Source organism: Stenotrophomonas acidaminiphila (assembly GCF_001431595.1).
GTDB lineage: Bacteria > Pseudomonadota > Gammaproteobacteria > Xanthomonadales > Xanthomonadaceae > Stenotrophomonas > Stenotrophomonas acidaminiphila.
The window spans coordinates 23,786-35,596 of sequence record NZ_LDJO01000003.1; the positions used below are offsets into that span (position 1 = coordinate 23,786).

Here is an 11,811-nt window from a genome sequence, read left to right on the forward strand (position 1 = left end):
CGAAGCGTTCTTCCAAGGGTTCTGCACATGCGGCTGCTGGTCATCGAAGACAATCGCAACCTGATCGCCAATCTTTTCGACTATTTCGAGGCGCGTGGGCATGTGCTCGATGTCGCGCCCGATGGCATCACCGGGCTGCACCTGGCCGCCACCCAGGCCTACGACGCGATCCTGCTGGACTGGATGCTGCCGCGCATGGAGGGGCCGGAAGTGCTGCGGCGCCTGCGCGAGGAGCACCGTTCCGAGGTGCCGGTGATCATGCTCACCGCGCGCGACGAGCTGCCGGACAAGATCGCCGGCTTCCGCGCCGGCGCCGACGACTACCTGACCAAGCCCTTCGCTCTGCCCGAACTGGAAGTGCGGCTGGACGCGGTGCTGGCGCGCCTGCGCGGCCGCAACCCGCGCAAGGTGCTGGAGGTGCACGACCTGCGCCTGGACCTGGCCACGCTGGAAGTGCAGCGCGGCGGCCAGCTGCTGCACCTGTACCCGGCCTGCCGCAAGCTGCTGGAAGTGCTGATGCGCGCCAGCCCGGCGGCGGTGCCGCGCGACCAGCTGGAGTACGCGTTGTGGGGCGACGAGCCGCCCGACGGCGACATGCTCCGCTCGCATATCTACGAACTGCGCCGCAGCGTCGACGGGCCGTTCCAGGACAAGCTGCTGCATACCCTGCCGCGGGTCGGTTACCGCCTGTGCGCGCCGGATGCGTCGCCCCTGGCCGGTGCACCCGGGAACGGCGAGCGATGAAGCGGCGTACCCTGCGGCGCAAGCTGCTGGTCTGGCTGGCAAGCTACCTGGCGCTGTTGACCCTGGTGGTTTTCAGCGCCGCCAACTACGTGCACGAGCGCGCCGAACACTCGGTGTGGCGCGCGCTGCTCAACTCCGAGCTGGACAGCGTCATCGCCAGCAAGCGCACCGACCCGGACTACCGCTGGCAGGACTCCGACACCCTGCATTTCTTCAGCGACCACGATGCCCACGGCATCCCGGACATGCTGGCGCACCTGAAGCCGGGCCTGCACGACGGCGTCCGGCTGGAAGGCCACCGCAGCGCGGTGATGGTGCGCCACACCAGCGATTTCGGGCGCACGATGCTGGTGCTGGACATCACCGATTTCGCAGAGCTGGAGCATTTCATCACCCGCTGGGCGGTGCTGGCCGGCATCGCGATGGTGGTCGTCACCCTGTTGATGGCGTGGGTCGGCATGAACCGCCTGGTGCGGCCGCTGGCCGGGCTGGCCGCCGACATCGCCGGGCTGCAGCCCGAGCGCAGCGGCCAGCGGGTGCAGGTCACCGCCCGCGGCAGCGCCGAGATGGAGGTGATCGCCGACTCGGTGAACGACTACCTGGAGCGCAACGAGCGTTTCGTCGAGCGCGAACGGGCCTTCATCAGTACCGCCAGCCACGAACTGCGCACGCCGATCGCGGTGATCACCGGCGCGGCCGAGCTGGCGCTGGAGCAGCCCGGCCTGCCGCCGCGCGCGCGCCAGCAGTTGCTGCGGGTGTGCAGCACCGCGTCCAGCATGGAACAGTTGATCCAGCTGATGCTGGTGCTGGCGCGCGAGCCGGCGCGGCTGGCGGCGTTGAGCGAACCGCTGGCGCTGGAGCAGCTGTTGCCGGAGATCGTGGCCGACCATGCGTACCTGGCCAGCGGCAAGGAGTTGTCGGTCGAGGTGGTGGACGTGGCGCCGTGCACGATCGTGGCGCCGGTGGGCGTGGTGCAGGCCGCGGTCGGCAACCTGCTGCGCAACGCAATGGAAAACAGCGACCGCGGGGTGATCCGCCTGTGGCTGACGCCGCAGGCGGTGGTGACCATCGAGGACCCCGGGCATGGCATGAGCCCGGAGGAAGTGGCCGTGGCCTATGCCAAGACCGCGCGCGGCGAGCGCAACATGCGCACCGGCATCGGCCTGGACCTGATCGGTCGCCTGTGCGAGCACCTGGGCTGGAAACTGGACATCCATTCCGGCCCGCAGCGCGGCACCCGGGTCACCCTGGACATGGGCGCGTCGCTGCCGTAGCGCGTCGTGCCGGCGCCGGCATGCCTCTCTGCGGCCAGGCGTGCTCAGCGTGCCGTGAAGGCGTTCGGGCCGGGCGGCAGGCGCCGCCGGCTCATGCCGGCAGCAGGCCGCGCTCGGCCAGCCATCGCCTGGCGTCGTCGGCGTCGTGCTCGAACCAGGCGCGGGTGGAACCCAGCCGGTAGGTGTAGCCCCAGGCATCCATGTCGGCCATCAGCCGCGCGCTGCCGACCCCGGGCAGCTGCCCGGCGAGCACGATCTGCAGGTAGCAGGTGGCGTCTTCCTCGGGCACCGAATCGGTGGCGTCGGTATGCACCAGGGCGCGCCGCTCCGGTGGCAGTACGATCAGGTGGCAGGCTTCGTGCAGCATCGAGTGCACCGGGGTGTCGGCGCGCACGTAGACGTCGCTGGCGATGATGCCGGCTTCGGGTTCGCCCCAGTAGCTGCCGGGAATCTGCTGCCCGTCCCCGACCCGGTTCAGGCGCAGGCCGTGGCGCGCCAGCAGGGCGGCGCTGGCGTCCCAGGCGATATCGCCCACGCACAGGACGGCGGCGGGCGCGGTGGCGGGCGAAGTCGGCATCGCTATGGAAGGTGCCGGGGCCGTCGGCCGGCCCCGGTCGTCGCAGTCAGTCCTGCGGGCCTTCGGGCAGGGCCACGGAAATGTCGAGCACGTCGTGCTCGCCGTCCTTGACCAGGTCGACCTTGACCGCGTCGGCGTCGATGTTGACGTACTTCTTGATCACCTCGAGCAGTTCGCGCTGAAGCAGCGGCAGGTAGTCCGGGCCGCCGCGGGTGCTGCGTTCCTGGGCAATGATGATCTGCAGGCGGTTCTTGGCGGTTTCGGCCGTGCTCTTCTTTGCCTTGAAGATGTCGAAAAGTCCCATCGTCACCCTCCGAACAGCTTGCTGAAGAAGCCTTTCTTCTCCACGGAAATGAAGCGCATCGGGCGCTCCTCGCCGAGGATGCGGCCGACCGCGTCCTCATAGGCCTGGCCGGCCATGGATTCGGTGTCCAGGATCACCGGCTCGCCCTTGTTGGAGGCGTTGAGCACGTCGCCGGACTCGGGGATCACGCCGATGGCCTTGAGCCCCAGCACTTCCTCCACGTCGCCGATGCTGAGCATCTCGCCGCTTTCCACGCGCACCGGGCTGTAGCGGGTCAGCAGCAGGAACGCGGGCACGTTCTTGCCGGCCTCGGCGTTGGCGGTCTTGGAGTCGAGCAGGCCGATGATGCGGTCCGAGTCACGCACCGAGGACACTTCCGGGTTGACCACCACCACGGCGCGGTCGGCGAAGTACATCGCCAGGAACGCGCCCTTCTCGATGCCGGCCGGCGAGTCGCAGATGATGAAGTCGAAGCCGTCGGCGGCCAGGTCCTTGAGCACCTTCTCGACGCCTTCCTTGTTCAGCGCGTCCTTGTCGCGGGTCTGCGAGGCGGCCAGCACGTACAGGTTGTCGAAGCGCTTGTCCTTGATCAGGGCCTGCTTGAGCGTGGCCTCGCCGTGGACGACGTTGACGAAGTCGTACACCACCCGGCGCTCGCAGCCCATGATCAGGTCCAGGTTGCGCCGGCCGACGTCGAAGTCGATGACGGCGACCTTCTTGCCGCGCCGGGCCAGGCCGCACGCGATGCTGGCGCTGGAGGTGGTCTTGCCGACGCCGCCCTTGCCGGAGGTGACTACGATGATTTCAGCCAAAGGATTTCTCCTGAATGTTCCGTGGTGGGCTGCGCGTCAATCCAGCGCAGCGATCATGATCTGGTCCTGCTCCAGCCAGACCTGCACGGCCTTGCCGCGCAGGTTGTCGGGAATATCGTCCAGCACCTTGTATCGTCCCGCAATCGCGACCAGTTCAGCGTGGAAGTCGCGGCAGAAGATGCGGGCGCCGGTATTGCCCTGCGCGCCGGCCAGGGCGCGGCCACGCAGCGTACCGTAGATGTGGATGCTGCCGTCGGCGATCACCTCGGCACCCGCACCCACCGTTGAGAGTACGGTCAGGTCGCAGTTCTCGGCATACAGCTGCTGGCCCGAGCGCACCGCGCCCAATTGCATGCGTCCGGGTTGCGCGGCGGGTGCTGGTGCCGGTGCCGGTTCCGGCGCGCGGCGTGCGGGGGCGGGGGCCGGCGCCGGTGTCGGCGCGGGCGGCGGGGCGGCATCGGCGCGTTCGTACTGGGCGCGGAACTTGGCCAGCAGCGGCAGCCCGAGCTGGACCGAGAGCTGCTCGACTTCCGTGGTGCCATAGGCCAGCGCCACCGGCAGCACGCCGGCATCGCGCAGCCCGTCCAGCAGCGCCTGCGCGCTGGCACGGTCGGGGACGCGGCTGAGGCCGCCGAAATCGAGGATGACCGCCGCGCGCCCGAACAGCTTGGGCGCGCGCGCCACGCGCTCGCGCATTTCCTGTACCAGCCGCTCCACGTCGAGGGTGCGGATGCGCAGGTTGGCGATACCCACCTGCCCGATCTTCAGTTCGCCTGCCTGTTCGTAATCCGGATTCACTGCCATCTCAGGTTCCCGTCGGCCGCTGCTGCACGGGCCGGCGTGTGTGGCCCGCCCACGGAACGTCGGGCAGGTTGTCGCCATAGGTTTCCTTCACCCACTCGTAGCTGCACAGGTCCTTGAGCAGCATGCTGGCACGCACGTCCACGGCCGGCATGGTGTTCTGCCCGACCTCGCGGAAGCCGAAGCTGCCATGGAACAGCAGGGCGGCGTCGGCGCCGTGGTCCAGGAACACCTCGCATGCCATCTGCGGGTAGCGCAGCTCGGCGTAGCTCTGGGCGTCTGCGTAGAACGCACGGCCGACACCGCCACCGCGGCGGCGGCTGGCGACCACGATGCGGTCGATATAGAAGAAGCTGGGGTAACGCTGCTGGAACCAGGCGAAGTTGCTGCTGTCGTGCTCGGCGTTGCTGCCGTAGCCGACCAGGAAACCGGCCATGTTGCCGTCGCGTTCGGCGACGCGGAAATACTCGGCGGTCTCGTAGAAGCGGCGGATCTTGGCGGCATCCAGCGGCAGGATGGCCAGGCCGGCGTTGTTGTTCAGTGCCAGGACGGAATCGAGCTCGTGCTCGCGCACGTCGCGGATGACGATCGACATTGTGACTCCGTGGGTGAAGCGGTCGGCCCCGAGTGAGGGGTGGGGGCTGGCCGGCGATTATCGCATGGCCGGCCTGACCGGGCGAGCGCCATCCGGGCATGACTTCCGTGGGAGGGCGCAAAGCCGCCGCTCTCCTTACCATGCACCCATGTTGGGATATCTCAGCCATACCCGCGTCCTGCGCCTGGCCGGCCTCTTCACCTGGGGCCTGGTCAGTCTGCCGCTGCTCTACACCCAGTACGCGCCGGCCGAAGGCGAGCTGCCGCCGAGCCTGGGCGAAGCCACCTGGCTGCTGGCCGCCTACCTGGCGTTCGGCGTGTGCTACTTCTGGCTGACCCGCGGGCTGACGGCCGGTGGCCACACCAGCTGGTACGACCGCCTGGCGCTGCTGGTGCTTACCCTGTCGGGGCTGGCGGTGAGCTACCTGAGCGTCACCGGGCTGGGCAGCATCCTGCTGATGGTCGCGGCCGGGGTGATCCCGTGGCTGCTGAGCAAGCGGGTGGGGGTGGTCTGGCTGGTGCTCAGCCAGCTGGCGGTGCTGCCGGTCTACCACCTGATCATGGGGCTGCCGCTGTTCGAGGCGCTGCTGCAGTCGCTGTTGTATGCCGGGTTCTCGATGTTCATCTTCGTGACCAGCCTGGTGGCGCGGCAGCAGACCCAGGCCCGCGAGGAGCAGCGCAGGCTCAATGCCGAACTGCGCGCCACCCGCCTGCTGCTGGCCGAGAGTGCGCGGATCAACGAGCGCACCCGCATCTCGCGCGAACTGCACGACCTGCTCGGCCACCACCTGACCGCGCTGAGCCTGAACCTTGAAGTAGCCGGCCACATCACCGAGGGCCAGGCGCAGGAACACGTGCGCCAGGCGCATACCCTGGCCAAACTGCTGCTCACCGACGTGCGCGAAGCGGTCAGCCAGCTGCGCGAGAGCGGTGCGATCGACCTGGCTGCGGCGCTGCGGCCACTGGCCGAGCGGGTGCCTTCGCTCGAGATCCACCTGGACATGGACGACCCGCTGAGCGTGGAAGACCCGGAGCGCGCGCACGTATTGCTGCGCTGCACCCAGGAGGTGATCACCAACGCGGTGCGCCATGCCGGCGCCCGCAACCTGTGGATCCGGGTCGAGCGCGAGCACGGGCGGATCGTTATCGACGCCCGCGACGACGGGGTCGGCGGCGAGGTGGAGGACATCCTGCCCGGCAACGGGCTGCGCGGCATGCGCGAACGCCTGGCGCAGTATGGCGGCGTACTGGACGTGTCGGCACGGCGCGGCGAAGGCTTCCACCTTCGTGCCTCGCTGCCGGTGGCAACCCATATGATGCTGGCCTCCGGGCCGCAAGGAGTGAACTGATGATCCGCGTCTGTCTGGTCGATGACCAAACCCTGGTACGGCAGGGCATCCGTTCGCTGCTGGCGCTGGACGACGGCATCGAGGTGGTGGCCGAGGCCACCGACGGCCGCCAGGCCGTGGAGATGATTCCGCAGGTGGCGCCGGACGTGGTGCTGATGGACATGCGCATGCCGGTGATGTCCGGGCTGGAGGCGCTGCAGACCCTGTCGCGGCTGGGGCAGCTGCCGCCGGCGATCATCCTGACCACGTTCGACGACGACCAGCTGGTGCTGGCCGGGCTCAAGGCCGGCGCCAAGGGCTACCTGCTCAAGGACGTGACCCTGGAGCAGCTGGTCGGTGCGATCCGCACCGTGGCCGAAGGCGGCTCGCTGGTGCAGCCGGCGGTGACCCAGCGCCTGCTGTCCGGGCTGGAGCACATGCGCAATGAATTCGTCAGCCTCGACCGGCCCGATCCGCTGACCGACCGCGAGACCGAGATCCTGCGGCTGATGGCCAGCGGCTTTTCCAACAAGGAGATCGCCAATTCGCTGGGCGTGGCCGAGGGCACGATCAAGAACCACGTCTCCAACATATTGAGCAAGCTGGGCGTGCGCGACCGCACCCGCGCGGTGCTCAAGGCGTTCGAACTGCAGCTGGTGTGAGCGGGAAGCCTGCCGCGGGCCCGCGCCATACGGACGCGTCCGGTGGCCGGCGAGGCCGATATGGCGGAACCTGCTTTCGAGTGAATCTCACGGAACGACTGGTGCGGAGGCCGCCGGTGGAGGGAAAATAACCGGCGTCGCACCCCTCGCCAGCCTGGCCGTCGCATGGCATCGTGCATGGCATTGGCGGCAAGGCGGCAGCCTTTACGGCCTTCGGCGCGCATGCCTGCACCGGACACGGAAACCGGTGCGCCAAATCCGTCAACAACCTGCGCAAAGCCTGATAGGATGGGGGCTTCGCTTCAATCAACCCGGCCGTGGGATCGGCCCCGGAGACTCCTGAATGACCCGTATTATCGAGTTCCTGATCGCCTTGGGGATCGTGGCTGGCCTGTTCGTCATCATTGGCGTGTGCCTGCCGGGCGAGCGCCATATTTCCGAAAGCATCGAAACCAACCGCAAGATGACGATCGTGTACGACACGGTCAACCGCCTGCGCCGCTTCAAGGACTGGAACCCGCTGGTGCTGCGTGACAAGGGCATCGAGCTGAAGTACAGCGGTCCGGACGCAGGCGTGGGCGCCAGCATGGAGTACACCTCCAAGGAGCTGGGTTCGGGTAGCTGGAAGATCACCGACAGCGAGCAGAACAAGCGCGTCGTGATCGCCATCGAGGACCAGACCAAGGGCAAGGACAAGGTCACCACCTTCACCCTGGAGCCGACCGGCAAGAACGACCGCAACGTCAAGATCACCCAGGACTATTCGGTCAACTACGGCTTCGACCTGTTCGGCCGCTATGCCGGCCTGTACGTGAGCCGCCACATCGGCGACGACCTGAAGCTGGGCCTGTCGCGCATGGCCAACATGCTGGCCTCGGTGCCGAACGTCGACTACCGCGCCGCCGAAGCCCCGCTCACCGACCTGAAGCTGGTGGACGTTCCGGTCGAGGACCTGCTGGTGGTCAACGCCGGCAACATCGACCGCAGCAACGAGAGCATCCGCAAGTCGATCCTGGACAACCAGGAGTGGATCAAGCGCGCGATGGAAGCCAACGGCCTTGAGCCCGCCGGCCCGGTGCGCATCGTGACCACCGACTTCGGCGCCGAGAAGTACGCCTTCGACGTGGCCCAGCCGGTCCGCAAGAAGAGCGGCGCCGCCGCTGCCGGCGACAAGAAGGACGGCGAGGCCGACAAGGCCGAGGCCGCTCCGGTGGTCGCTGCCGCCGACGGCAAGCTCGACGTCAAGATCCCGTCCGGCAACCCGGTCAGCTATGTGCATGCGCCTGCCCGCCGCTCGGCGTTCGCCTCCTACACCGGCCACATGGCGGGCCTGGACGTGGCGCGCAACGCGCTGCGTGCGTGGGCGACCACCGCCGGCTACGAGGTCACCGACCGTCCGTACGAGTCGTGGAAGGGGGGCGTGGACAAGGCCTTCACCACCGACGGCACCTACGACGTGTACTGGTCGGTCAAGTAACCGGCCCGTCGCGGAAGAATGAAGTGATGCACAGAAAACGCGCCGCCCACAGCGGCGCGTTTTTTGTTGCCTGCTGCCTGGAGGCGACCGGACGCCGGCCCGGGCAGGCGATGCGATCGGCGTCCGCATGTTCATGGCCACGCCGTGGTGGCCGACCAACCGGGGGAAGATGATGCTGGGACTGGAACGGAGGGTGCGCAGACCCTCGGCGCTGGCGTTCTGCGGGGCGCTGCTGGCGGCACTGGCGGTGGGCCTGTCCGCCTATGCTTCGCATGCGGTGAGCGACCCGCTGGCGCAATCCCACCTGGAGACCGCCGCGCTGTATGCCTTCGGCCATGGTGCCGTGCTGGCGATACTCGGCCCGGCGTCGTTGAATGCCGCCGGGCGCACCGCGCTGTACGTGCTGCTGCTGGGTGTGCTGCTGTTCTCCGGCAGCGTTGCCGGCGGGGCGCTGGGCTGGTGGCCGACGCGCCTGGCCCCGGCCGGCGGTACCGCGCTGATGGCCGGCTGGGTGCTGCTGGCGTTCAGTGCGTTGAGGCGCTGAGCCCGATGCCGCTGCACCGGCGCGGCTTCGACGTGGAGCAGGCGCTGGCGCACCTGCAGCGCCATGACCGGCGCCTGGCCCGCTGGATCGACCGCGTCGGCCCGCTGGATGCGCCGCCGGGATGGCGGCGTCCGTTCGACCCGGTCGATGCGCTGGCGCGCGCCATCGTGTTCCAGCAGCTCAGCGGCAAGGCGGCCGCGACCATCGTCGGGCGGGTGGAGGCGGCGATCGACAGCAGGCGCCTGCATGCCGCGACGCTTGCCCGGATCGACGACGCCGGGCTGCGCGCCTGTGGCGTTTCCGGCAACAAGGCGCTGGCGCTGCGCGACCTGGCGCGGCGCGAGCTGGCCGGGGAAATCCCTTCCACGCGGCAGATGGCGTGGATGCACCACGACGCCATCGTCGAGGCGCTGGTGCCGGTGCGTGGCATCGGCCGCTGGACGGTGGAGATGATGCTGGTGTTCCGGCTCGGCCGGCCGGACATCCTGCCGGTGGACGACCTGGGCATCCGCAAGGGCGCGCAGCGGGTGGATGGCAGCCAGCGGCTGCCCACCCCGCGCGAGCTGCAGGCACGGGGCCAGTGCTGGGGGCCATACCGCACCTGGGCCAGCCTGTACCTGTGGCGCATCGCCGACCTGGCCGATGCCGGCGGCGCGACGACCCCGCGCTCGCAGACGTGAGCGGCCCCGGCGATCGCCGGGCTGGATCGAGGCATCAGCCCCAGGGCTCGCTGTGTGGTGCGGCCGGCGCGTGGCTCAGGCAGGCGTGCCGCCGAAGCGCCAGTGCCAGGGCTCGTAGACGATGCCGTGCGGGTTGCCGCGCGGGTAGCTCATGTGGAAGCCGAAACCGCCGGCATGCGCCTGCAGCCAGGCGAAGGCCGCGGTGCGTTCGAACGATTCTTCCGCCGGCGGCTCGCCGGGCGTGCCGATGTCCAGCGCATTGCCGCCATGGTGCTCGCTGTAGCCCGGCGCGGCATTGACGCTGAGGATCTCCGCCACGCGCTGGCCGCGTGCGAGTTTGCGTTCGAAGATGCCCAACTGGTAATCGTGGCTGCGATAGCCGGAAATCGCATCCAGCGCGATGCCATCGGCCGCGGCGGCGGCGCGCAGGTTGTGCCAGGCGCGAGCGGCGCCGCGGGTCAACCACAGCGCCCGGCGGTAGCGGTCCAGCCCGGCGAAATGCAGGCAGGCCGGTTCCGCGACGCGTGGCAGGCCGCTGTCCGCGGCATAGCGGTGGTCGAGCCCGAGGCGCTGCAGGCGTTCGTCGAGCCGGTCCAGCGGCAACTGCGTCTCCGCGGGTGGGCCGCAGCGGGGCAGTGCGGTTTCAAGGCGCTGCAGTGCCGCGTCGATGCCCGGCTCGCGGGCCAGGCGTTCGACCATGGGCATCAGCCCTTCCGGGAGCAGCGCGGCCAGGTAGCGCCCGTCGCGTTTGCGACGCAGCACCGTGCGTGCCCGCGAAAGCAGGCGCGCGTCGTGGTTGCTGCGCGCGCGCAGCAGGCCGCCCGGCCACAGTTCGATATCGGGGGTATTGAGCAACAGGCGTGGAGCGGTACGCATGGCGGTAGCTTGGGGCATCGCCGCGGGCCTGTCGATTGCCGGCCCGGTGCCGCGCGCCGGCGCGCGGCCGCCCAGGGCACGCGGTGCCATGCGCGGCGTGGAAGCCGGGTCTCTACGGCGCGGCGTCGCCGGCCGTCTGCTTCAGCGCATCGAGCAGGGCGCGCGGCTGCTCCGGCGACAGCAGCAGCTGCGAGCCGTCGCGCAGTGGCAGCACCAGCACGCGGCTGTGGTCGGTGATCAGGCAGAACGCCTTGCTGCCGTCGCCCATGCGGTAATGGCCCGAACGGAAACCGGGCAGGCCGTAGCCATTGGTCTTGATCGCCGGCTTTAACGCGCGGTGTTCGGCGAGGTCGACGATGCGCGCGCGCTCCAGTTGCAGCGAGCCGATGGCCACGGTCCGGGTATAGAAGGTGGAGCGGACCACCAGGTTGCCGGCATCGAGCGCGATGCGCTTGCGCAGGTAGCCCAGGCTGACCACCACGCCGGCCAGCGACAGCAGCGCCGGGCCCAGCCAGGCGCGCGGACTGGCCAGCTGCGCCAGGCCCTTGTCGCCGATCATGAAGGCCAGCGGCAGCACGGTCGCCGCCAGCAGGATGGCCCACAGGATCAGCAGCGGCATGCCGCTCTGCGGCGCGACGGGGTACTCCTTCGGCGGGTGTGTCGCGGTGACCATTGCCCGGGTTCCTCCTTGGGTGTTCATGGCGTGTTGGCGTGCATTACCGGTGCCGGCACACACGGCACGGCGGTGGTATCCGGATGTCGCGGATTCACCCCTGCGCATCCACCCAGCGGGCGATGTCCTCGATCAGCGCGGTGTCGACATGGCCCGGTTTGCCGTATTCGTCCAGCGTGCCCTTGCCTTCGCCGGCGATGCCCAGGTGGTTGAGCGCGGGGTAGATGTGGAAACGGTAGCGCGGCCCCTGCAGTCCCTGTTTCCAGCGCTGCCAGTCGGCATCGACCACCTGGAAGTCGCGGCCGCCCTGCAGCAACAGCACCGGGAGTTTGCTGTCGCGCGCATCGGCCACCGGGTCGATGCGTTCAAGCTGCTGCCAATAGTGGCCGGGCAGCTCCAGCAGCTTCGCCGCCGGATCGTGGCGGACCTTGGCGATGGCCGCGTCCAGGGCGTCCAGGTGCGCCT

Annotated in this window: 14 protein-coding genes and 1 pseudogene; 7 read left to right on the forward strand and 8 right to left on the reverse strand. The window is 69.2% G+C overall.

Annotated elements, in window-relative coordinates; translation table 11 throughout:
• The first annotated feature begins 27 nt into the window (after positions 1-27).
• Complete coding sequence (locus ABB33_RS00375) at positions 28-744, forward strand: response regulator transcription factor (protein ID WP_054666978.1); 717 nt, start codon at positions 28-30, stop codon at positions 742-744.
• Positions 741-2,018: a sensor histidine kinase gene (locus ABB33_RS00380; protein WP_054666977.1), complete on the forward strand. Its 1,278-nt coding sequence runs from the start codon at positions 741-743 to the stop codon at positions 2,016-2,018. The genes ABB33_RS00375 and ABB33_RS00380 overlap by 4 nt, the downstream gene beginning before the upstream one ends.
• Positions 2,019-2,109: 91 nt before the next feature.
• On the opposite strand, the gene ABB33_RS00385 is transcribed toward ABB33_RS00380, so the two are convergent.
• The 5 genes from ABB33_RS00385 to ABB33_RS00405 are packed head-to-tail and all read right to left on the reverse strand — an operon-like array spanning position 2,110 to position 5,107.
• Positions 2,110-2,595, reverse strand: coding sequence for a hypothetical protein (locus ABB33_RS00385; RefSeq protein WP_056930765.1), 486 nt, complete (start codon positions 2,593-2,595; stop codon positions 2,110-2,112).
• A gap of 46 nt (positions 2,596-2,641) precedes the next feature.
• Positions 2,642-2,899, reverse strand: a complete 258-nt coding sequence (gene minE / locus ABB33_RS00390; RefSeq protein ID WP_054666973.1) for a cell division topological specificity factor MinE — start codon at positions 2,897-2,899, stop codon at positions 2,642-2,644.
• Positions 2,900-2,901: 2 nt separating this feature from the next.
• The gene (gene minD / locus ABB33_RS00395; RefSeq protein WP_056930766.1) at positions 2,902-3,711 is read right to left on the reverse strand and encodes a septum site-determining protein MinD; all 810 of its coding nucleotides are present in this window, start codon (positions 3,709-3,711) and stop codon (positions 2,902-2,904) included.
• Positions 3,712-3,747: 36 nt separating this feature from the next.
• Positions 3,748-4,515, reverse strand: a complete 768-nt coding sequence (gene minC / locus ABB33_RS00400) for a septum site-determining protein MinC (RefSeq protein WP_054666970.1) — start codon at positions 4,513-4,515, stop codon at positions 3,748-3,750.
• Between the two features lies 1 nt (position 4,516).
• Positions 4,517-5,107 (reverse strand): GNAT family N-acetyltransferase, encoded by a 591-nt coding sequence (locus ABB33_RS00405; protein WP_054666968.1) that lies wholly within the window; start codon positions 5,105-5,107, stop codon positions 4,517-4,519.
• Between the two features lie 148 nt (positions 5,108-5,255).
• Between ABB33_RS00405 and ABB33_RS00410 the strand changes: the two genes are divergently transcribed.
• The 5 genes from ABB33_RS00410 (at position 5,256) to ABB33_RS00430 (ending at position 9,797) form a co-directional block, all read left to right on the forward strand.
• Positions 5,256-6,455, forward strand: a complete 1,200-nt coding sequence (locus tag ABB33_RS00410) for a sensor histidine kinase (RefSeq protein WP_054666966.1) — start codon at positions 5,256-5,258, stop codon at positions 6,453-6,455.
• Entirely contained in the window at positions 6,455-7,096 is a 642-nt protein-coding gene (locus tag ABB33_RS00415) for a response regulator (RefSeq protein WP_054666964.1), read from the forward strand. Before ABB33_RS00410 ends, ABB33_RS00415 begins: the two co-directional genes overlap by 1 nt.
• Positions 7,097-7,439: 343 nt before the next feature.
• Complete coding sequence (locus ABB33_RS00420) at positions 7,440-8,573, forward strand: polyketide cyclase (protein WP_056930767.1); 1,134 nt, start codon at positions 7,440-7,442, stop codon at positions 8,571-8,573.
• A 172-nt stretch (positions 8,574-8,745) separates the two neighbouring features.
• Positions 8,746-9,117: a DUF423 domain-containing protein gene (locus ABB33_RS00425; protein ID WP_056930772.1), complete on the forward strand. Its 372-nt coding sequence runs from the start codon at positions 8,746-8,748 to the stop codon at positions 9,115-9,117.
• Between the two features lie 5 nt (positions 9,118-9,122).
• A complete protein-coding gene (locus tag ABB33_RS00430; RefSeq protein WP_056930768.1) occupies positions 9,123-9,797 on the forward strand; it encodes a DNA-3-methyladenine glycosylase family protein in 675 nt (224 codons plus the stop codon).
• 75 nt (positions 9,798-9,872) lie between these two features.
• On the opposite strand, the gene ABB33_RS00435 is transcribed toward ABB33_RS00430, so the two are convergent.
• The 3 genes and pseudogenes from ABB33_RS00435 to ABB33_RS18735 all read right to left on the reverse strand — a co-directional run.
• On the reverse strand, positions 9,873-10,673 hold the full coding sequence (locus tag ABB33_RS00435) for a M15 family metallopeptidase (RefSeq protein WP_056930773.1): 801 nt from the start codon (positions 10,671-10,673) through the stop codon (positions 9,873-9,875).
• Between the two features lie 112 nt (positions 10,674-10,785).
• On the reverse strand, positions 10,786-11,346 hold the full coding sequence (locus ABB33_RS00440) for a PH domain-containing protein (RefSeq protein ID WP_056930769.1): 561 nt from the start codon (positions 11,344-11,346) through the stop codon (positions 10,786-10,788).
• A gap of 94 nt (positions 11,347-11,440) precedes the next feature.
• A pseudogene (locus ABB33_RS18735) lies at positions 11,441-11,811 on the reverse strand (hypothetical protein); the annotation flags it as partial.

What these genes read in the sequence shown, in the direction of transcription:
- ABB33_RS00375 (WP_054666978.1), top strand. Translation starts at nt 28, where the DNA reads ATGCGGCTGCTGGTCATCGAAGACAATCGCAACCTGATCGCCAATCTT.
- ABB33_RS00380 (WP_054666977.1), top strand. Translation starts at nt 741, where the DNA reads ATGAAGCGGCGTACCCTGCGGCGCAAGCTGCTGGTCTGGCTGGCAAGC.
- ABB33_RS00385 (WP_056930765.1), bottom strand. Translation starts at nt 2,595, where the DNA reads ATGCCGACTTCGCCCGCCACCGCGCCCGCCGCCGTCCTGTGCGTGGGC.
- minE (WP_054666973.1), bottom strand. Translation starts at nt 2,899, where the DNA reads ATGGGACTTTTCGACATCTTCAAGGCAAAGAAGAGCACGGCCGAAACC.
- minC (WP_054666970.1), bottom strand. Translation starts at nt 4,515, where the DNA reads ATGGCAGTGAATCCGGATTACGAACAGGCAGGCGAACTGAAGATCGGG.
- ABB33_RS00405 (WP_054666968.1), bottom strand. Translation starts at nt 5,107, where the DNA reads ATGTCGATCGTCATCCGCGACGTGCGCGAGCACGAGCTCGATTCCGTC.
- ABB33_RS00410 (WP_054666966.1), top strand. Translation starts at nt 5,256, where the DNA reads ATGTTGGGATATCTCAGCCATACCCGCGTCCTGCGCCTGGCCGGCCTC.
- ABB33_RS00415 (WP_054666964.1), top strand. Translation starts at nt 6,455, where the DNA reads ATGATCCGCGTCTGTCTGGTCGATGACCAAACCCTGGTACGGCAGGGC.
- ABB33_RS00420 (WP_056930767.1), top strand. Translation starts at nt 7,440, where the DNA reads ATGACCCGTATTATCGAGTTCCTGATCGCCTTGGGGATCGTGGCTGGC.
- ABB33_RS00425 (WP_056930772.1), top strand. Translation starts at nt 8,746, where the DNA reads ATGCTGGGACTGGAACGGAGGGTGCGCAGACCCTCGGCGCTGGCGTTC.
- ABB33_RS00430 (WP_056930768.1), top strand. Translation starts at nt 9,123, where the DNA reads ATGCCGCTGCACCGGCGCGGCTTCGACGTGGAGCAGGCGCTGGCGCAC.
- ABB33_RS00435 (WP_056930773.1), bottom strand. Translation starts at nt 10,673, where the DNA reads ATGCGTACCGCTCCACGCCTGTTGCTCAATACCCCCGATATCGAACTG.
- ABB33_RS00440 (WP_056930769.1), bottom strand. Translation starts at nt 11,346, where the DNA reads ATGGTCACCGCGACACACCCGCCGAAGGAGTACCCCGTCGCGCCGCAG.